The organism is Psychrobacter piscatorii (assembly GCF_904846415.1).
GTDB lineage: Bacteria > Pseudomonadota > Gammaproteobacteria > Pseudomonadales > Moraxellaceae > Psychrobacter > Psychrobacter piscatorii.
Window position 1 is genome coordinate 22,336 of the sequence record NZ_CAJHAR010000020.1, and the last position, 20,460, is coordinate 42,795.

General features: G+C 45.1%; 16 protein-coding genes. 9 read left to right on the forward strand and 7 right to left on the reverse strand.

All coding sequences use genetic code 11. The annotated features are described in order from the left end of the window. Window positions 1-43 precede the first annotated feature (43 nt). Window positions 44-1,327, forward strand: a complete 1,284-nt coding sequence (locus JMX83_RS09740; RefSeq protein ID WP_201601162.1) for a BaiN/RdsA family NAD(P)/FAD-dependent oxidoreductase — start codon at window positions 44-46, stop codon at window positions 1,325-1,327. Window positions 1,328-1,443: 116 nt separating this feature from the next. Continuing rightward, window positions 1,444-2,445 carry a pirin family protein gene (locus tag JMX83_RS09745; RefSeq protein ID WP_201601164.1) on the forward strand — a complete coding sequence of 334 codons (1,002 nt, stop codon included), beginning with the start codon at window positions 1,444-1,446 and terminating at the stop codon, window positions 2,443-2,445. Between the two features lie 103 nt (window positions 2,446-2,548). Here JMX83_RS09745 and nemA read toward each other — a convergent pair whose 3' ends face one another. Both nemA and JMX83_RS09755 read right to left on the reverse strand, forming a co-directional pair. Next, on the reverse strand, window positions 2,549-3,655 hold the full coding sequence (gene nemA / locus JMX83_RS09750; RefSeq protein ID WP_201601167.1) for an alkene reductase: 1,107 nt from the start codon (window positions 3,653-3,655) through the stop codon (window positions 2,549-2,551). 212 nt (window positions 3,656-3,867) lie between these two features. Then, window positions 3,868-4,797, reverse strand: a complete 930-nt coding sequence (locus tag JMX83_RS09755) for a DMT family transporter (protein WP_201601170.1) — start codon at window positions 4,795-4,797, stop codon at window positions 3,868-3,870. Between the two features lie 603 nt (window positions 4,798-5,400). Between JMX83_RS09755 and JMX83_RS09760 the strand changes: the two genes are divergently transcribed. From JMX83_RS09760 to JMX83_RS09775, 4 genes are all read left to right on the forward strand, one after another. Then, complete coding sequence (locus JMX83_RS09760; RefSeq protein WP_201601172.1) at window positions 5,401-5,814, forward strand: hypothetical protein; 414 nt, start codon at window positions 5,401-5,403, stop codon at window positions 5,812-5,814. A 261-nt stretch (window positions 5,815-6,075) separates the two neighbouring features. Next, a complete protein-coding gene (locus tag JMX83_RS09765) occupies window positions 6,076-7,080 on the forward strand; it encodes a lipoate--protein ligase (protein WP_201601174.1) in 1,005 nt (334 codons plus the stop codon). Window positions 7,081-7,289: 209 nt separating this feature from the next. Beyond that, window positions 7,290-7,706 (forward strand): VOC family protein, encoded by a 417-nt coding sequence (locus tag JMX83_RS09770; RefSeq protein WP_201601176.1) that lies wholly within the window; start codon window positions 7,290-7,292, stop codon window positions 7,704-7,706. Then, window positions 7,707-8,582, forward strand: a complete 876-nt coding sequence (locus JMX83_RS09775) for a lysozyme inhibitor LprI family protein (RefSeq protein WP_201601178.1) — start codon at window positions 7,707-7,709, stop codon at window positions 8,580-8,582. A gap of 136 nt (window positions 8,583-8,718) precedes the next feature. Here the strand turns inward: JMX83_RS09775 and JMX83_RS09780 are convergent, their stop codons facing one another. Next, complete coding sequence (locus JMX83_RS09780) at window positions 8,719-10,854, reverse strand: NADPH-dependent 2,4-dienoyl-CoA reductase (RefSeq protein ID WP_201601180.1); 2,136 nt, start codon at window positions 10,852-10,854, stop codon at window positions 8,719-8,721. A gap of 413 nt (window positions 10,855-11,267) precedes the next feature. Between JMX83_RS09780 and JMX83_RS09785 the strand changes: the two genes are divergently transcribed. After that, window positions 11,268-12,932 carry an acyl-CoA synthetase gene (locus JMX83_RS09785; RefSeq protein ID WP_201601181.1) on the forward strand — a complete coding sequence of 555 codons (1,665 nt, stop codon included), beginning with the start codon at window positions 11,268-11,270 and terminating at the stop codon, window positions 12,930-12,932. Between the two features lie 96 nt (window positions 12,933-13,028). Here the strand turns inward: JMX83_RS09785 and JMX83_RS09790 are convergent, their stop codons facing one another. From JMX83_RS09790 to hemA, 4 genes are all read right to left on the reverse strand, one after another. After that, window positions 13,029-13,448 (reverse strand): DUF6691 family protein, encoded by a 420-nt coding sequence (locus JMX83_RS09790; RefSeq protein WP_201601183.1) that lies wholly within the window; start codon window positions 13,446-13,448, stop codon window positions 13,029-13,031. 98 nt (window positions 13,449-13,546) lie between these two features. Further along, complete coding sequence (locus JMX83_RS09795) at window positions 13,547-13,984, reverse strand: YeeE/YedE family protein (RefSeq protein WP_201601185.1); 438 nt, start codon at window positions 13,982-13,984, stop codon at window positions 13,547-13,549. A gap of 206 nt (window positions 13,985-14,190) precedes the next feature. Beyond that, on the reverse strand, window positions 14,191-15,327 hold the full coding sequence (locus JMX83_RS09800) for an aminotransferase class V-fold PLP-dependent enzyme (RefSeq protein ID WP_201601187.1): 1,137 nt from the start codon (window positions 15,325-15,327) through the stop codon (window positions 14,191-14,193). A 363-nt stretch (window positions 15,328-15,690) separates the two neighbouring features. Beyond that, window positions 15,691-17,082, reverse strand: coding sequence for a glutamyl-tRNA reductase (gene hemA / locus JMX83_RS09805; protein WP_201601189.1), 1,392 nt, complete (start codon window positions 17,080-17,082; stop codon window positions 15,691-15,693). A 551-nt stretch (window positions 17,083-17,633) separates the two neighbouring features. On the opposite strand from hemA, the gene JMX83_RS09810 reads away from it, so the two are divergent. Together JMX83_RS09810 and lolB are read left to right on the forward strand one after the other, a co-directional pair. Further along, complete coding sequence (locus JMX83_RS09810) at window positions 17,634-19,571, forward strand: tetratricopeptide repeat protein (RefSeq protein WP_201601191.1); 1,938 nt, start codon at window positions 17,634-17,636, stop codon at window positions 19,569-19,571. A 178-nt stretch (window positions 19,572-19,749) separates the two neighbouring features. Further along, window positions 19,750-20,379 (forward strand): lipoprotein insertase outer membrane protein LolB, encoded by a 630-nt coding sequence (lolB, locus tag JMX83_RS09815; protein WP_201601193.1) that lies wholly within the window; start codon window positions 19,750-19,752, stop codon window positions 20,377-20,379. The last annotated feature ends 81 nt before the right edge of the window (window positions 20,380-20,460 follow it).

A 20,460-nucleotide genomic window follows, 5' to 3' on the forward strand; every position in this document is an offset into this window, starting at 1 on the left:
TTTGTTATCACCTTTTTTAAAATTATTGTTTTACGAGACCGCAATGACTAATCACCGCAATGCACAACCCTCTACTCACTATGACGTCATCATCGTCGGCGCTGGCGCTTCAGGATTGTATTGTGCGCTCACCGCAGGTCGCCGTGGTCGTCGCGTTTTGGTCATCGACCACGCCAATAAAGCGGGCAAAAAGATTTTGATGTCCGGTGGTGGTCGTTGTAATTTTACCAACTACTTCGTCGAGCCTGAGCATTTCATCGGTGCCAATCCTCACTTTTGTAAGTCGGCACTGAGTCGCTATCCAAGCTGGGAATTTATCGGTATGGTAGAGGCGCATCAGATTCCCTACCATGAGCGTGAACACGGTCAGCTATTTTGTGATGATTCTGCCCAAGATATCCTCACTATGCTTCTTGATGAATGTACGGCTGTCGGTGTGCAAGTCAAGCTCAACACCCAGATCAATCATGTACAGACGACCGACCATGATAAAGCCAAACGGTTTGAGCTAATGACCAGCAAAAAACTTGGCAAAAAAGAGGTCGCCAGCGAGAGTCAATCTTCACAGACGCGCTATAGCTGTGAGTCGCTAGTCGTGGCAACTGGCGGTCTGTCTATTCCAACGATGGGCGCAAGCGGCATCGGTTATGAGCTAGCGCAGCAGTTCGGGCACACCCTGATAGCAACCGATGCCAGTCTCGTACCGTTTACCTTCACGGACAAAACAGGCGAGCTGATTCGTAATTTAGCGGGTATCAGCCTGCCAGTCATTGCCAGTAATGAGCGTATCTCTTTTAAACTGCCGGTACTGTTTACCCATCGCGGGCTCTCTGGCCCTGCCATGCTACAGCTATCGAACTATTGGCACAGCGGTGAGACCATCAGCATTAACCTACTGCCCGATGTAGATGTCACCGATATTTTGCTGGCTCGCAAAAAGTCACACCCACGCCAACTGATCCGTACTGTATTGGCAGAAAACACAGACAATGCACTACCCAAAAAACTACTGGCAGCATTACAAACCCAGCTGTGGGACGATATCAAAGATACCGAGCTTGCTAATATCAAAGATGAGCGACTCACAGAGCTTGGCGCTACCCTCAACGGCTGGCAGCTTAAGCCCTCTGGTACTGAAGGCTACCGTACGGCGGAGGTCACACGCGGCGGAGTAAAAACTGACGAAGTATCCTCAAAAACCATGCAAAGCAATTTGCAAGAGGGCTTGTACTTCATCGGCGAGGTACTTGATGTGACAGGCTGGCTTGGCGGCTATAATTTTCAGTGGGCATGGGCCAGTGGTTTTGTTAGTGGCGAGGTCGTTTAAGAAGCAGTCGCATTTGATAGTATAAAATAAACACGACATAAGTTCATTTTACTATAGAATTATAGTATAATATTCACTTACTGTTATTTATGCTAGATAGAATTGCGAGGTACTCGATGCGCCCAATCAAACAGATTCATGGTGATAAAGCACCACATTGGGTCGGTGACGGATTTTTTGTGAAAACATTGATCAATTATGTCGATGACCAACCAGACTTCAATTACAGTCATACCGATCCATTTTTATTATTTGATTATGGTGAGCCGACGACGTTTGCACCAAATCCTGATTATCAGACGCAGCCACATGGCATTGGCAAACATCCTCATAAAGGATTTGAGACCGTCACCCTCGCGTACTCAGGCGAGATCAGTCATGCTGACTCAATCGGTGGGCGTGGGGATATTTTGGAAGGCGATGTGCAATGGATGACCGCTGGTCGCGGCATTCTACACGAAGAGTTTCATTCAGAAAGCTTTGGGCAGCGCGGTGGTGTGTTTAGTATGGTGCAAATGTGGGTCAATCTGCCGCGTGCTCATAAGCTGACTGATCCTAAATATCAATTTATCAAACGTGGTGAGATGCCTATCATAGAATTGATGGACAATCGCGGTGACGACTCTCAAGACACTGTTGCTCAAAATACTGACAAACAAACGGTCATCGGTCAAGTTGCCATTATTGCAGGTGACTGGCATGGCGTCACAGGTAGTGCGGTGACCTTTACGCCAGTCAACCTATGGGATATCGCGCTACATACCGCAGGTACGACAACGCTACAAGTACCATGCACGCACAATACTTTATTGCTTGTACAAGAAGGCCAAGTACTGGTCAATGGTACATCTATCAGTGCAGGTAATCTGATTCAATTTGCAGCGCCGATTAAACCATCTGTAGACTCTCAACCTATACCTTTATCTGATGCTGCTACCGATACTATTGAGCTCACCTATTCTACCAATAATAATGAATACACTCCGGCCAAGCTACTGCTGCTAAGTGGAGAGCCTATTGGCGAACCAGTCGCGGGACACGGTCCTTTTGTTATGAACACCCAAGATGAGCTAAGACAAACTTTTCGTGATTACCAAACAGGGAAGTTTGGACATTAATCAAAATGAATGCGTAAAAAAAGCCCTCTAACTATCAATAGTCAGAGGGCTTTTATGAAGCATAATTTAGCTATTTAGTCAGCAAAACCGACTAATAAACGAATTACTGCGCCTGATCCATAAACGGATAGTCAGTATAGCCTTCAGAACTACCACCATAGAAGCTCTCTGGGTGCTGCTCATTAAGTGGTGCACCTTTTTGGATACGCTCAGCCAAATCAGGGTTGGCAATATAGTCACGACCGAAAGCAACCGCGTCGATATAACCAGCTTTGATATTTTTTTCTGCTTTGTCCGCATCGTAGCCACCCGCTGCGATGATGGTCTGATCGAACGCATCACGGACACGCTGACGGAACTCATCGCTATAAGGCGTACCACCTGCCCAATCTGGCTCAGATAGATGCAAATACATTAGACCACGTTTATTGATTTGCTCAATCATCCAAACGTTTTCGTCTTCGTTATAGCCCGCTTCTACATTGTTGAATGTACCAAGTGGTGAGATACGGATACCGACATGGTCTGCATCCCAAGCATCCACACAAGCATCGATAACATCTAAGGTCAAACGCGCACGATTTTCGCGGCTACCGCCGTACTCATCATCACGCTGGTTGGTTTGCTCAACCCAGAACTGATGTAACAGATAGCCGTGAGCACCATGGATTTCTACCCCATCAAAGCCGACTTCTTTGGCATTTTTGGTCGCTTGCGCAAAATCAGCAATGACTTGTTTTATTTCATCAAGTGTGGCTGGGCGTGGCGGCGTGGCATCTACACGGATCGCTTGGTTGTCGCTATCACGTAGTGAGGTGCGAATACCAACATCGACATCTGATGCTGAAATCGGTGCGCGACGTTCAGGCTGTACGCTCTCATGCGAAACAAGACCGGTATGCCATAACTGTACGACGATCTTGCCACCTTTAGCATGGACATTGTCTACAATCGTTTTCCATGCAGTGGTCTGGTCTTGAGTGTGCACACCAGGCGCGCCAGCGTAGCCTTTTGCCTGAAATGAGATTTGTGTCGCCTCGGTAATGACCAAACCAGAACCTGCACGCTGTGAATAGTATTCACTTGCCAATGCGGTTGGTACGTCACCTGGCTCAACTGAGCGCAGACGCGTTAGCGGTGCCATGATGATGCGGTTTTTTAGGGTTTGGGTGCCCATTTTGACGGGTTCAAATAAGTTATCGTGTGCCATGATATATCCTGTTCGTTATTGTATTGAGCGGTAGTAAGAACTATCAAACTCTGTTTAGAAATACTTATGATATTATTAGAAAATCTACGTTTAACGCCTATCTTTATAGGGGATAGATCTGATTATTCCAAGCAATATTTACAAACAGATACAGCAATATTCACCTATACAAATCTTTGTGTTTGGTTACTACGAAGACTGTTTACTAAGCCTTAAATACTGTTCGTCTGAGTCTTGGTTTTTGGCTTTAGCATCTTCTTAATAGACAGCTCTAATGACAGATATGTGCCGAACAATATCACCACCGAACCAATAATGGCCTGTATATTTAGCGCCTCGCCAAGCAATAAATAACCCAAAATAATCGCAAAAATTGGGATGACTAACGTAATACTCGTGGCGCGCGTCGGCCCAATGTTTTTGATCAACTGATTCATAAAAATAAGAGCAATGGCTGTTGAAAACACGCCGATACAAATGACCGATACCCATGCTTTTATACTGATCTCTTTGCCATAAGGAAACTCAGTAAAGGCCACTGGCAACATGATGATGCTACCGATGATGAGTGAGCCTGCTGTAATGGCAACGGGTGAGACGTTGTATAAGTAGTTTTTGGTGATGTTCGCGCCAAGCGCATAACCCACACAAGCAAACAAGGCATAGCCCATTGGTAATAAACCCTCCACCAAGCCTTTACCCTGCTCGCCGCCACCAAATAAGCTTTCGCTCATCAATATAATCACCCCAACTACCCCAATCACCAAGCCAAGCGCTTGTTTTTTGGACAGTCTGTCTTTAAAAAATACACGAGCGATAAAGCCACTCATCATCGGTACAGAAGCGTTTAGTACGGCGAGTACACCTGCATTCACTGATTGCGCAGAAAAAGAAAACAACACAAATGGCAGCGCTGCTGAAAACAAGCCGACGAGCGCTAGCATTTTCCAATGCTCCTTGATGCCTACTCTGTTTTTCTTTTTTAACAGTACAAAGACGAGCATGACCAATCCAGCAAATATTACCCGCAAACTGGCAAATGCTAATGAGCCAAACTCCGGCACGCCAATTCGATAAAACACAAAGGAGAGTGACCACATAAAAGAGAGGGTCACAAAGATGATGAGGTCACGGTTGGTCATCGGATAATCCTATTAAGCGCGTAGACTGCATTTACCAACTCGTGTCGGTCATAAGTGTCTGATATATGGTGTAAATTATTATACTATCAAAATATATCACGATAAATTTTTGATGGTTTGGTGAGTGATTTTTATAAAAATTATGGTAAGATTTCTTCTTATTTTTTCATTTATTTAAAGCCGTTTTCAGGTTTCTAGCTGCTCTATATGCACATAAATTAAGTCTAGCATTTCGTTGAGCCCCACACCGTCAGAAGCTCTTATTCTTTACCTTGCCTACTTTAGCTTATTTTAGCGACTCTCTATTCATATACTCGCAAACTACAAAGTCACCCTTGAGTAACCTGTTATGTTAGTAGATATAAAAATCAAACTCACTTTGATATCAAACGCTCATCATAACAAGGTGCTATAGAAGATAATCTTAATAATATCAATATTAGGACAGACTTTATCTAATATATCCAAATCTATATTAAAAATAAAAAAGTTGATATTTGTTTGCTAATTACTTAATATTTGGAATGCTAGTTGGTGTTATCATGCCAAAAAAATAACTGGCAAACAGGATGAGCAGTCATTACCATTTATTGAGGAATAATTATGAAGAAAATCGCTTTATTGATAGGCAGTATGTCCGTTGCGACGGCAGGTTTTTGCGGGGTTGGTCAGTTCTCAGATGCGACCACCTGCTATGTTTATAAACAAAATAAACTGCAAAAAAAGCTAAACTGTCAGTATGAGGGCGCTGAGGGCGCGGCGATGAGTTATAGTTTTAGACAGGTCTCCTATAACCTGCCAGGATTTGGCAAAATGGCAACCTCTACCAGTGCAAACTACAATGACCGTAATGAAGTGACTGGATGGACAACCACCGTCAATGACGAGCCCGCGATCATCAGATATCGTCTGCCAACCAATCAGCGTATCGTCAATGATGCCTATGCGCAGTCTGGCAAAGCGGTTATGCAGTGCTATCTCAGTACCAAATCACAGTGGGAAATTTGTGCTGAGTAGGATGAGATAATATCGATATTTAAAAGATCATAAAGCTAAGTATTTTACTCAGCTTTATGATGAGTATAACCAAGAACTAATGGGTTACCTTTATCAGCCCAACTCTAATTACCCCATTAACGCTCTTTACTCTTCTAAAGCTACAAATAACCTTTCCTACTCCCTACCACACTCATTGAACTCTAGCCCTGTATCAGTAAGAATATCAGTATCTATCTCTAACGCTCACTCTATAAAAATGATTTAAAAAAAGGATCCATCATGAAACTGCGCATCTTAAAATCTGCGGTGACCAACCCTTGGTTCAATCTTGCCACTGAGGATTGGATATTTAATACGCTCAATCCCGACTCGCATACGTTGTTCTTATGGCGCAATTCTGAAACCGTGGTCATTGGTCGCTCACAAAATCCATGGGTCGAGTGCAAGACCGATAAGATGGCAGCAGACGATGTGTTTTTGGCGCGGCGTCAGAGTGGCGGCGGTGCGGTATTTCATGATTTGGGCAACACCAATTTTACTTTTTTGTCCCCCAAGCATGCCTATGACCAAACGGCTAATTTTACCATTATCATCAATGCGCTAAAAAAACTGGGCATAGATGCCACATTATCTGGTCGTAATGACATGCAAGTCGGCGACCGCAAAATATCAGGCAGTGCCTTCAAACACGCCGCCGATCGCAGCTTTCATCATGGGACACTACTAGTCAATGCAAACATGCAAAAGCTCGGCGACTATCTCAATCCGCATCCCTTAAAGCTCAAAGCAAAAGGCATCAAATCTGTACGCGCACGCGTGGCAAACTTGGTAGAATTCAATGATGCCATCAATCATGAGACATTGTCTGATGCGATTATCGAGGCGTTTTGCGAATATTACGGAGAGACTGCGCCAGTTGAGCAGTTGGATGAAGCCAGCCTTGCCAAGCAGCCGGCGCTAAACACTTACTATCAGCAGATGGCTGACTGGGATTGGCGCTTTGGCAAGACGCCTGAGTTTAGCCATCATATCGAGACGCGCTTTGATTGGGGCATGATAGATGTGCATATGGATGTGAAGCAAGCCGTGATTGCAGAGGTTGTTATTTTCTCTGACGCGCTAAATGTTGAGCTTATTGAGCTGCTCAAAGAGACATTGACTGGTGTGAAATATAATAAGCATGAGATTCAAGATGCGCTCGCTAAACTAGCAAACGCACAATCTGAACTAGCGACGCAGGTGAATGATTTTGAGCAGTGGTTAGTTAGTGGGATGGAAGGTTAGATTTTGCGACGTCAGATTTAATCTAGCAAGTATTGCAGGGTATGCCACTTGCACTGCTTGATAAAAAGTTACTGACACAAATGCGCTTTATATATTTAATGTTATCGATATCATACATACGCTATTTGAGCTTTTGTATATTAATGATGCATAACAAGCACCCTGCCATTACTCGATTTTTTATGAATAATTAATATTAAGGTATTTTTATGAAGTACTTACATGCAATGATTAGAACCAACAAACTAGAAGAAACATTATCTTTCTACTGTGACCTTATGGGCTTACAACTGCTAAGAAAGAGAGACTCTGAATCAGGCAGATTCAGCTTATATTTTTTAGCAACGCATGAGGGTGCGCCAGAGATTGAAGTGACGCACAACTGGGATGAAAAGGAGTATACCAATGGCGATAATTTTGGGCACTTTGCCTTTAGAGTCGACAACCTATACGCACAGTGCGACACCTTTATACAGGCAGGGATCGAGATATTAAGACCGCCTAGAGATGGCCATATGGCTTTTGTTAAAGACCCTAATAATATCTCAATTGAGCTGCTACAAAATGGTGAAGACCTAGAGCCTATTGAGCCTTGGATTTCGATGGAAAATATTGGCAGTTGGTAGGTGAGTAAGGCTAACGAGGCTGATTTTTTTGCAGAAAGTGATGATGACACGTATATCACAGTTATATCTTTCTTAAAATATAACCAAGCTCTAAAAAATGAGGACAATATGAAAAAGTTATGCATCACTACAATCGGTATTTTAGGCACTTGCCTACTTTCCACTTATGCAAATTCAGCAAGTTTTGATTGCAATAAGGCTGCTACGTGGGTAGAAAAAACAGTTTGCGACAGTCCTGAGCTTTCTAAGCTTGATGACGTAATGGCAAAGAAGTATAGAACTAATCTCAATGATGCAGCTAACGAAGAAGACAGCAAAAGCTATAAAAACAATGTGATTATAGATCAGAAATTATGGCTGAATTTTCAGCGTAATACCTGTAAAAGTGAAGAGTGTCTGATACGTGAGTATAAAGAGTATATCGAAGAGCAAACCAATTACGGTATGGCTCGGAATTTTTCAGATGAATTAAGTCCTTCTGATTTACCGAGTAAAAGTACCTTTGGTAAGTTTTCTCAAACCTCTCAAATCTCAATATATAATTCAGGTACTCAGCGCTGGGAAGATACGGGAGAGGCAAAAAACACGGTATCGATTCATAGTGTCGCTAATAAGCCTTATCTTTCCATTATCGATGGCGTTTTGATTTTTACCAATGCTCATACCTGTGATTTGGGAGAGAGTAAAGCCATATGGTCAGAAAACCATTGGATCATCAATGATGAACAGTCAAATAAAGATGTTGAGCTACGTTTATACCCAGCACTTTATAAAGGTAGGACTCAGTTGTTATTGAGAGACATTGATAACCAGTATAGAGAACTGCATTGTGGTATGCGAGGGTATTTTGATGGGATTGTATTAGAACGAGAGTAAGTAAGCAGAATACTTTTACCTGTGAAAAAACTCTAAGAGAATCTGAGTCTATATTATAAGAATCCAAATTTGTTAAACCAAAAAAACGGCAGAAGACAATATCCCTGCCGCCTCTTAATTACTTTCTGTCTAACGATTAAATCCCCGCTGCAACCTCAGCACCATCACGGATTGCGCGTTTGGCATCTAGCTCAGCTGCGAGCTTAGCACCGCCGATGAGATGGTATTGCGCATCTGGCGCATCACCGACATTTGGCATCAGCTCAACGACCGACTCCTGACCAGCACAGACGACGACGCTATCGACACGAAGTAGCTGGCTTTGACCTTGTGAGTTGGTGACCCAAATACCTTCGTTGGTGATTTTGTCATACTGCACGCCAGCGACTTGGATGACGCCATGCGATTTGATATGCGCGCGATGTACCCAGCCTGATGTTTTGTTCAAACCACTACCCAAACGACCTTTACTACGCTGCATGAGGTAGACTTGGCGAATAGGCTTAATCGCTTTGGGTCTGACCAGTCCGCCATCACTTTGGTAGTCGGTATCGTTGGTTACACCCCACTCTTCGCGCCACTCGCTGATGGACTGAGGTTCAGGGCGATAATCTGGATCTTTTAGACCTTCAGGGCCGATCTCATCAAGCGATTGTCCATGATTGGCAGTCAGATATTCACTGACATCAAAGCCAATACCGCCAGCACCGATTACCGCTACGGTGTTGCCCACGGCTTTTTCGCCAGAGAGCAGCTCTGCATAGCTAATCACTTGTGGCAGGTCAGCCCCTTCAAGCTTACCTGCTAGGCTTCTAGGTACGACGCCCGTTGCGACAATGACATGATGGAACTTGGCTTTTTCCAGCATGTCTTTATCCACAAAAGTATTGAGTTTGATCTCAACGCCTAAATGCTCAAGCTCATTGATATAGTAGCGAACGGTCTCAAAGAATTCTTCTTTGCCAGGGATGACTTTGGCGTAGTTAAACTGCCCGCCCAATACATCTTTGGCTTCAAACAAAGTCACATCATGACCGCGCAAGGCGGCGACATGAGCGGCTGACATACCAGCGACCCCGCCACCGATGACGGCGACTTTTTTCGGTTTTTTCGCTTTTTTGTAGACCAATTCTGTCTCATAGCACGCTTGCGGATTGACCAAACAAGTCGAGCGTTTGTTTTCAAAGGTATGGTCGAGGCAGGCTTGGTTACAGGCGATACAGGTATTGATGCGATCTGTCTGACCGTTTTTGGCTTTATTGACCCAGTGTGCATCCGCCAAGAATGGACGCGCCATTTGAATCATATCGGCCTGACCCGCAGCGATGATTTCTTCTGCCGTGTCTGGCATATTGATACGGTTAGCCGCCATCATCGGGATGCTGATATGTTTTTTGATTTCAGCGGTGAAATCAACGAAAGCGGCGCGTGGTACGCTGGTGACGATCGTCGGAACACGCGCTTCATGCCAGCCGATGCCCGTATTCATGATGGTCACGCCCGCTGCTTCTAGCGCTTTGGCCACGGTGATAACTTCGTCCATGACGTTGCCATCTTTGACTAAATCAATCACTGACAGGCGGAATAGAATAATAAAGTCTTCACCAACAGCTTCGCGAACGGCTTTGACCACATCAACGGCAAACTTCATGCGACCTTGAATATCGCCACCATAAATGTCTTTACGCTTATTCACATGACGCGATAAGAACTGATTGAGCAAGTAGCCTTCAGAGCCCATGATCTCGACACCATCATAGCCTGCTTGTTTGGCAAGACGTGCTGAGCGAGCGTAGTCTTTGACCGTCTGCTCGATATTTTTGATGCTCATCTTGCGCGGTTTAAACGGCGAGATTGGTGATTTGATTGGGCTGGAGGATACCGCAAAAGGATGATAGCCATAGCGACCACTGTGCAATATCTGCATGATGATTTTGCTGTCATGCTTATGCACAGCACGGGTGACGCGCTGGTGATTGATGACGTCAGCTTTGGTATTCATCGTGCCGCCAGCAGGTAGTAACCAGCCTTCACGGTTAGGCGAGATGCCGCCTGTGATCATCATTGCCACGCCGCCACGGGCACGCTCTGCAAAATAAGCCGCCAGCTTACCGTAGTTGTAAAAACGGTCTTCAAGCCCTGTATGCATAGAGCCCATGACCATGCGGTTTTTTAGCGTGGTAAAACCCAAGTCTAATGGCTCAAATAAATGCGGATAATATTCATTAGTGCTGGCGGTTTCAATCGTATTGGCAGAACGGCTGGCGGTCATATCATTTTCCTTATGAATGGTTTTTTGAGACGGCTTCTTAAAAACGTCTTTTTAGAATTAGAAATAGTGGTGCTATAGGATTTAGCGTTACTGGTATCGTAACACACCGCTATTATCGCCAGCTATGCAGACAAACGACTGATGAGTGAGCACTATTTAGCGACGATCAGATTACGATCGTGAAGTGTGCCAACTATCGCACGAACTTGTGGTGTATCGTTAGATTATTACGGTAAAACCCGCTCCAGTGTTGACAATGTTTTTTATAATCAGACAATTATTTTATCACTCTCTCCTCACCGCCCATTAGACTAATCGATAAACATCGACTATTCTAAAGCCTTTCTGTGTTAAATTACGGTGCTGCGTTATCATATTGACGCGTTATAAAAATACGATAAAGGATTATCATCATGACAGACTTTCATACTGGTCTCGGCAAAAACGCCGCCAATTACCAACCGCTCACGCCTATTGATTTTATCATCCGCAGCGCGCAAGTTTATCCTGATAAGACTGCGATCATTTACGATGATCTTGCGCACAACAACCTCACTCAGACGTGGCAACAGACTTATACGCGCTGCCGCCAACTGGCGGATGGCTTACGCAAACTGGGTATTGATAAAAATGATACAGTCGCCGTCATGCTGCCAAACACACCTGCAATGGTCGAATGTGCCTTTGGCGTACCCATGTCAGGCGGCGTACTCTGTACCCTAAACACGCGTCTCGATATCAATGCACTTACCTTTTGTTTGCAGCATTCAGAAGCAAAGGTGCTGATTTTGGACAGTGAGTTTGCTGAGCACGCCGAGATCATCGATGAGACTTTCCCAAACCTAATTGTCATTCACGCGACCGATAATGCTATCGATGTCGAGCCGTTTGGGCAGATGGATTATGAGGCGCTAGTGGCCAGCTCAGACAGTCTGGATAATTGGGAGATGCCAGCAGACGAATGGGATGCCATTGCGCTGAACTACACCTCTGGCACAACAGGCAAACCCAAAGGCGTCGTTTATCATCACCGCGGTGCTACGCTCAATGCAGTGTCGAATATTTTGGATTGGGACATGCCAAAGCACCCAATGTATTTGTGGACGTTGCCACTCTTTCATTGTAACGGTTGGTGCTTTCCGTGGACCATCGCCGAGCGCGCTGGGGTCAACGTGTGCTTGCGTAAAATTGATGCGGATTTGATATTGCAGCTGATTGCCAAGCATCAAGTGACCCATTATTGCTCTGCGCCCGTCGTACATAATATGATTGCTGGCGGCAAACCCGAGTATAAAGAAGCCATTACGCATACCGTCAAAGGCTGGGTCGCTGGTGCACCACCCTCTGAAACCATGCTAGCAGCAATGGAAGCGATGAGCTTTGATATCTCTCACGTCTACGGTCTCACCGAAGTCTATGGGCCAGTGACCGTCTGCGCTGAGCAAGAAGAATGGAATGAGCTTGATGTAGCTAGCCGCGCCCAAAAGAAGTCACGTCAAGGCGTGACTTCTCACTTGATGGCTGGATTTGAGGTATTTAAACAAGGCACTACCGAGCCTGTTGCCGCCGATGGCGAAGAGATGGGCGAATTGGCACTACGTGGCAACATGGTGATGAAGGGCTATCTGAAAAGCCGCAAAGCCACCGAAGAAGCATTCGCTGATGGCTGGTTCCGCACGGGGGATTTAGGTGTCAAATACCCTGACGGCTATATCAAAATTATGGACAGGCTTAAAGACATTATCATCTCAGGCGGTGAGAACATCTCTAGTATCGAGGTCGAAAATGTCTTATACAAACTGCCTGCGATTGAGAGCTGTGCGGTCGTCGCCGCGCCACATGATAAATGGGGCGAAGTACCTGTTGCCTTCATCGAGATTCATGAAGGCAGTACTTTACAACGTGATACGGTAATGGCGCACTGTAGTCAGCACTTAGCAGGTTTTAAAGTTCCTAAATATATTGTCTTTGCTGAAATCCCAAAAACCAGTACGGGTAAGGTTCAAAAGTTTGAGCTACGCCAAGCGGCCAAATCATTGGCACATGAAACACCAAAAGTTACTGCTAGTATTAAATAACATGGCAACTTATTGAGTCATATCATCAACTAACATCCATAAAAAAGGTCAAACACATATACGTGGCTGACCTTTGTTAATACTCAAATTATTTAATTAGCCAATTTTTGGCTCAAACCACTGATAGACCAGCATCCCTATAATCATCGCAGGGATAAACACATACGCTTGCCACTGCCCCGTCCCGAGCAAGACGATACCTGGCCCCGGGCAAATACCCACCAGTCCCCAGCCGATACCAAACAATATGGCACCGATAATCAGTTGTTTGGTGATGACGGTTTTACTTGGCATGTCAATGGGCGTGCCAATCCAGCTATTTTCTTGACGCTTGGCCAACAGCACACCAAAAAATGCAACGAACAACCCACCACCCATCACCAGTGCAAGGGAAATATCCCATGCGCCAAACACATCTAAAAACCCTTGTACTTTCACAGGATCGGTCATACCTGACACCAGTAACCCGAATCCAAAAAGTAACCCTGCCAGCAATCCGATTATATTTTTTAGCATCGTCGTATCTCGCTATTATTATCTTCTATTAACTATCATATGTCGTGCGCGCTTTAGTGCTACTACTAGCAACCTCATAACAATCTGCCATTGAGCATTTATAGTAGCCCTAGTACATGACGACCGATATACACGGTCACAATACCAAACAGCATAAAGGTGACGGTCGCTGCCAATGAGCGTGGAGACAGGCGTGCATTACCGCAGATACCATGCCCACTGGTACAACCTGAGCCAAGACGCGTGCCAAAGCCAACCAATAGCCCTGCGACAACCAACAGCGGCAAAGAAGTACTGATCTGTACATCAGGTAGCGGTCTTGCTAGCCCGTACAGCACGGGCGATATGACCAAACCCAGTATAAACAGTACCTGCCACATCTCTACACGCTTGGGTTTTAGCAAACTTGAAAAAATACCACTGATACCAGCTATACGCCCAATGCCGAGCAGCAAGATAACTGTCGCTACCCCTAGCATCAGACCACCTACTAGAGATATCGGTGTAAATGCCTGCCAGTCTATTTGTATACTCATAACGGACTACCCATTCAGGTTTATTAAGTATTTGATTAAATTTCGATTTATATAAATACATTATATTATAAAATATAATAAAAAGGGTAAAAAAATACCGAGCACGTATGATTATAATAACGGCTCAGTATTTTATGATGATAAAAGCGTCTTCAGAAGTACTTATAAAGGTAGCGGTATCATTTTAAAAGGTTTCTCAATCATAACTACTGGCTCAATACCTCATCCAGTGCGGACTCAAAACGCGCTACGGTACCATCGATATCGGTTAATTTATCCAAGCCAAACAGACCCAAACGGAACGTCTTGAAGCTATCAGGCTCGCCTACTTTTAAGGGTACGCCAGCAGCGATTTGTACACCCGCTGCCGCAAAAGCGCTGCCTTTATGCATATCATCACGATCGGTATAAGACACGACAACGCCAGGCGCTTGAAAGCCTTCAGCCGCAACGCTCTCGATACCTTTAGCTTCTAGTACGTCACGAATACGTTTGCCGAGTGTCCACTGCGCCTCACATAGTTTATCAAAACCAATGGCTTTGGCTTCATTCACCGCATCACGGAACTGGCGTAAGCTGTCTGTAGGCATCGTCGCATGGTAGGCATGACCACCATTTTCGTAAGCGCGCATGATGTTTAGCCATTGCTTTAGATCAATACTGAAGCTATCAGACTCGGTGCTGTCTACTTTTTTGACAGCGGCATCGCTTAGCATGACCAGACCAGCGCCTGGGGTACTGCTCCAACCTTTTTGCGGGGCGCTGATAAGCACATCGATACCTAATGCTTTCATGTCTAACCAGACACAGCCTGACGCGATACAGTCGATAACCAGTAAGCCGCCGACGCTATGTACAGCCGCGCTTAATGCTTTGATATAGTCATCTGACAAAATCATACCTGATGAGGTCTCGACGTGCGGCGCAAATACCACTGCTGGCTGCTCTTCTTTAATCTTAGCGACCGCCGTGTCGATGTCGACGGGTGCAAATGGCTTTGGCGACTCGCTATCGTCCGCACGATTGGCGGTGAGTACGGTTGATGATTTGGCAATTTTGCCTTTTTCTAAGATTTGCGTCCAACGATAGCTGAACCAACCATTACGAATGATGAGGCAATCTTCGTCATTTGCCAGTTGGCGAGCCACCGCCTCCATACCATAAGTACCAGAACCAGGCACGATCACCACGGCATCCGCGTTGTAGACAGATTTTAGATCACTAGATAAGTCGTTCATCACTTGCTGAAAGGCCTTTGACATATGGTTCAGCGCGCGATCGGTGTAAACCACTGAATACTCTAATAAGCCGTTTGGATCGATATCTTGACGTAATGCAGGCATTGAACACTCCTAGTATATGATTAGATGATGACTGTCTCTTAATTCTTCGTACCGTAATATCGGGATAGGAAATAATATAGAGACTGATCTAGCTCAGTACCATGGATAATTGGTATCAACGAGTACTGATAGCGAAAAATAATGAAGATGATACAAGATTGACGAGATAGCAGGTTAGAGCAGTGCTATTGTCTGTGACGATGAGGGCTATAAGTATCGGGATACTGTCTTTACCCAAATCATCCATAAGATTCGATAGTAGCACTGATACTAGAGGTTGACAACGATACGCTCAGGCAATGGTATGGCTTGCGCGATTATAGTTTTATTGGTAAGTATTCTTTGAACGGCACTGTGAGAATCTTAACGTCCGCGATGGGCATCCTGTAGCCCAGACACCACAAAATCTAGCAAATCACTGTCGCCTTCGCGGGCCGCTTTACGCATGAGCTTGGATGGTGCATGTGTCAATGTTTGGGTCAGGCGCCGTGACAGCTCAATGAGAATGTCTTCTGGACTCACATCGTCTTGTTGCAGTTTGGCAATGGACTCATGCAGCAGCTTATCTACTTGATTTTGAGTACAGGTACGATACTGCTGGATGTCTTTACCCACTTGCCGAACTTGGAAGCGACGATCTATCTCAACGACCAATTGACTAACTAGCAGTTCCGCATCGACAGCCGCCTGCCGACGCTGCTCAATATTGCCGGCAATCACATGCTGCAAATCATCAACAGAATACAGATAAACATCATCAATGCGGCTAATGGTCGAATCGATATCGCGCGGCACGGCCAAATCTATCATCAACATCGGCTGATAACGACGACGCTTGAGCGCTTGCATGGTCATGGTTTTATCAATCAATAAATCCATACTGCCACTACAGCTGCTGACAATATCGGCTTCTGCTAATACTTGCGGCAACTCTTGCAAGGGTCTGACGTCTATGCGGCGATCAGGACTACGTAGCTCCGCCGCCAATGCCTCAGCACGCTCAGGATTACGATTGCAAATAATTACTCGCCCAACGCCAAGACCGGCGATATGGGTGGCAACCAAGCGATTCATCTCACCTGCTGCGACGACCAATAGCGTACGACTGGGCAAGTCATCAAATATCTGCGTGACCAATTTAGCCGCCGCAAAGCTCAGAGATACCGCTTGTGCACCCACTTGCGTCTCATTACGTACTCGTTTGGCAGCGGCAAACACTTGATCAACGATCCAACCGAGCTGATTGCTCAATACTTTTTGCTCTTGTGCCAAATGCACAGAGCGCTTGATCTGACCAAGTATCTGCGGCTCACCCAGTATCATAGAATCCAGCCCCGCTGCGACTCTTAGCCAGTGGGTCAATGCGTGTGTGTCGCGGTGCACATAGAGATAAGGATCGATATCTGCGAGTGGGAGCTGTTTGAATTCAGCAAGCCACGTCTTAATCTTGAGAATATGAGCGCTGATCATGCTTGATGTGACATGAGCACTGCTACTAAAATCATTATGAGAGATGGCGTGGTCTGTCTGCTCATTGACTGCCAAGCTAGACGAGTGGGAATGGTGCGGGGTCAATGTATGCGGCACAAGCGCATAAATCTCAGTACGGTTGCAAGTAGAGACAATCACACTGCCATCCGTGAAGGATTCTATTTGCTCAAGCGCGACATTCACATCGTCACCCACCAGCGCCAAGCGCTCTCGCAGAGCGACTGGTGCAGTTTTGTGATTGACCCCAATGACCACTAATCTCATTATTGATAGACCATAAACATGCCGCTCAGCTGCTCACTCACGCTATCTCATTATTTTTAAAAGACAGTTTTTGACGACAGCGCTGAAAGGAAGACCCTAAAAACCGCTTATTATATCATTATTGCTGGCGTTAATTAACACTCACCTATCTATGATAGCTATATCTCTGTATCTGGTCGCAAATGTAACAAATCAACTACCGATATGATTGATAAAATCAATGGATGTGTTTTGGCAAATGGTCGCTAAGACCACCATAAATCATTCGCTTAGTCTCACCTAAATTGTTATATTTCCACAGTATTCTGATCAACATGGCTATTTGTATAAAAGTCCTAGCAAAATAACTCATGCTTAAAACAAGTATCAGTCATAGCGTATCAATAGAATAATGGTTGCTCAGATATGAGTAACACGGATGCTATTGTTTATACTGTTCATCTGCTCTTATAATGTTTGTCATGGGTACTCGTTACCACTATTTGATTTGAAATGATTAAAATAAAATTGCCTCAGCTATGTAGGTAAACCATGGGCGAACACGGCTATCTATGATGTTTTTTGGATCATTATCTAGATCACAACCTCTTTATAACGAGCAATCTAGCCTCCGCGCTTTATTGCAGGTCGTTATCGATCGTTTGTGCCAGCGTTATAAGCTAGCGTTGTCATTGGCCGTCTGCTTATGCCTTGCCGTACCTGCGCATGCCAGCCATGCTGATACAGAATTGGCCGCAAAAACGCCACGAGCATCAGTCATTACTAGCGATAATGGGGTAAATAACAACGTTATTTCTAGCACCTCTATTAGCACGATTGTTCATAAAAACAGCCAAATGACAGATAGCGTGACCAACATCGATGGCCTAGCGCCAGCCAGCCTATGGCAGCCTGAACTCAACGAACCCAGTTTATATGCTCTATTAGATGCAGAATTTGCTGCGGATCGTGATGATAAACAACGTGCGATTACGATCTATAAGCAACAATCTTTTAAAGAAGATGCCACAGCGGTCTTTGAGAGGGCACTGACTCTATCACTGCGTAATGAAAGGGTCGAGGATTCATTAGCATTTGCAAAATCATGGCAAGACCAGAATCCGGATCATGTACCTGCTTGGTTTTATGTAGCACACTTGGCACTACGGGCACACGACTATATCTTAGCTGGCGAGACCTTAAACCGCATCTTGCGTTACGATCCGCGTGCAGATTTGAGCGAAATCCTTATCGGCATTTATCCCAATAATGACGATGACAAACGCGAGCTGCTTGCCGCTTTGCAGCCACTAGATAGTGAGCAAAATGCCTCACTATCCGTATTAAAGGCCGGTTTGCTTTACCAATTCAATGAGCCCGAAATCGCTATCGTGCATATTAACCGTGCGCTAGAGCGCCAGCCCGATTATGTGCCTTTTATCACCCTAAAGGCTGATATCTTGCGCAAAATCGTTACAGCGGAAACCGTGGTCAACTATATAAGCCAAGCACGCTTGCGTAATCCTGATAGCAAAAGCTTGTACCTGTACGAGATTCGCTACTTATTAGACTTAAAACAAAGCGAGCAAGCTTGGAAACTATTGCTCGAAGCTCACAGCCGCTTTGACGACGATGCTGAGATTACCTTGCTAGCAGCACTAGTGAGCTTGGATATCGAAGAATATGCGAGCGCAGATGATCTACTCAATATGCTTGCCAAAAACCCCGCTTACCTTGACCAGGCTTATTACTATCTCGGTATCAGTGCCGAGCGTCAGCAGCAGTTTGATAAAGCCAAATACTATCTCAATGGCGTGATGCAAGAAGACTTAGTATTAGAAGCACGTCGCAAAGTGGTCGCATTTGAATTGCTCAATGACGACGTCGACGCCGCCATTGCTACTTTAGAAAAGCTACGCAAAGACTTTACGGTATTCGCCCCTGACACCTTTGTGATGCAAGCCGATATTTTGTGGCAGCAAAATGAATCAGAAGAAGCCTTACGACTGTTGACGCGGGCCGCTCGTAAATATCCTGACAATGAGATGTTACTCTTTGCCCGTGTCCAACTGTTAGATGACAAAAGCGACTATGTCGTCAAACGTACGCTCCTTAACCATTTGCAGGCGCTCGATCCTACCAATTTATCCTATCAGCTCAGTTATGCACAGTTGCTATTGGCCAACGAGCGTAGCTCTGAACAAGGTCTGGCACTCGCCACAGCAATTATCCAAATTCGCTATGACGACCCACGCTATGATAATGACCTTCATCTGCAAGCCCTAAATGTATTGGCGGGTAATGCATTGGCCAAAGGAAATTATAAGCAAGTCATCGACTATCTACAAACGCCTTACGATGTGCTCCCAACCCTGCGCTCAGGCACTCTATTACTGCGTGCTTATCAGGGTCTTGGCAATAACGAAAAAGTCGAAGCACTACTCGCAGACTTGCAACAGCGATTCTCCTTTGGACAACATAATATCAATGACAGTATACAGCTATATTGATATTGGTTTTTCAAAATAACTGTTGCGGTATGATGACATTAGGCTTGATAAGTGACAAAGCACTTATCAATTACAAGGGACGTATAAGAAGCTAACAGCCGTGCATAACCGAGCAACAAATAGCCCTTAAGCTAATATCTTTGTTAACCTGTCCATTTTCCCATTTTGAGAGCACATTATGTCAGCATCAACGATGTCTTATAAACCAAATAAACTGGCTTTGCTTACTGCGATAGCGACTACAATGGTGATTACCTCTGGCTGTCAGTCACTAAAAACAGCCAATGCGACCAATCAACCAACCACGATGCAAGGTCAAAACGCTGATCAGCCCAAAAAGCTAGAGAGCTTTAATATCACGGGTAAAATTGGGGTGACAACACCTGCTAATGACACCTCAGGTACCCAAGGCGGTAGTGCGTTTTATGCATGGGGACAAGAGAACGATCGCTTTGCCATTGAATTGATTGGCGCACTTGGTATTGGTAAAACCAACATTGAGTACAACGGTCAAACCGCCACACTAGTCAGTGAAAAGACAGGGACATTGACTGCTGATGACCCTGAAACCTTGCTCAAAAAAGCCACTGGCTGGCAAGCGCCTATCTCGCAAATGCCTTATTGGATCTCTGGTCGCCCAGCGCCTTCAGATAGTGCCCCGCAGCTTGATGCTCAAAACCGATTGATCAGCTCAGTCAACGGCGACTGGAGCGCCAGCTTTACTTACAAAGGGAATGACAAGCTCCCTAGTAAAATCAGTGCCGTGCAGCCACAGGGCAATAAGGTTGTGATGACGATCAATCACTAGTTCGTCATACTAGTGCATCACCACTGAAAAATCAGCCAGTATTGCTCATTACCATAGTCGTTTATGACTGCACCTTATGAT

What these genes read in the sequence shown, in the direction of transcription:
- lolB (WP_201601193.1), top strand. Translation starts at nt 19,750, where the DNA reads ATGTCAGCATCAACGATGTCTTATAAACCAAATAAACTGGCTTTGCTT.
- JMX83_RS09780 (WP_201601180.1), bottom strand. Translation starts at nt 10,854, where the DNA reads ATGACCGCCAGCCGTTCTGCCAATACGATTGAAACCGCCAGCACTAAT.
- JMX83_RS09760 (WP_201601172.1), top strand. Translation starts at nt 5,401, where the DNA reads ATGAAGAAAATCGCTTTATTGATAGGCAGTATGTCCGTTGCGACGGCA.
- JMX83_RS09810 (WP_201601191.1), top strand. Translation starts at nt 17,634, where the DNA reads ATGATGTTTTTTGGATCATTATCTAGATCACAACCTCTTTATAACGAG.
- JMX83_RS09765 (WP_201601174.1), top strand. Translation starts at nt 6,076, where the DNA reads ATGAAACTGCGCATCTTAAAATCTGCGGTGACCAACCCTTGGTTCAAT.
- JMX83_RS09745 (WP_201601164.1), top strand. Translation starts at nt 1,444, where the DNA reads ATGCGCCCAATCAAACAGATTCATGGTGATAAAGCACCACATTGGGTC.
- JMX83_RS09795 (WP_201601185.1), bottom strand. Translation starts at nt 13,984, where the DNA reads ATGAGTATACAAATAGACTGGCAGGCATTTACACCGATATCTCTAGTA.
- JMX83_RS09790 (WP_201601183.1), bottom strand. Translation starts at nt 13,448, where the DNA reads ATGCTAAAAAATATAATCGGATTGCTGGCAGGGTTACTTTTTGGATTC.
- hemA (WP_201601189.1), bottom strand. Translation starts at nt 17,082, where the DNA reads ATGAGATTAGTGGTCATTGGGGTCAATCACAAAACTGCACCAGTCGCT.
- JMX83_RS09785 (WP_201601181.1), top strand. Translation starts at nt 11,268, where the DNA reads ATGACAGACTTTCATACTGGTCTCGGCAAAAACGCCGCCAATTACCAA.
- JMX83_RS09800 (WP_201601187.1), bottom strand. Translation starts at nt 15,327, where the DNA reads ATGCCTGCATTACGTCAAGATATCGATCCAAACGGCTTATTAGAGTAT.
- JMX83_RS09740 (WP_201601162.1), top strand. Translation starts at nt 44, where the DNA reads ATGACTAATCACCGCAATGCACAACCCTCTACTCACTATGACGTCATC.
- JMX83_RS09755 (WP_201601170.1), bottom strand. Translation starts at nt 4,797, where the DNA reads ATGACCAACCGTGACCTCATCATCTTTGTGACCCTCTCTTTTATGTGG.
- JMX83_RS09770 (WP_201601176.1), top strand. Translation starts at nt 7,290, where the DNA reads ATGAAGTACTTACATGCAATGATTAGAACCAACAAACTAGAAGAAACA.
- nemA (WP_201601167.1), bottom strand. Translation starts at nt 3,655, where the DNA reads ATGGCACACGATAACTTATTTGAACCCGTCAAAATGGGCACCCAAACC.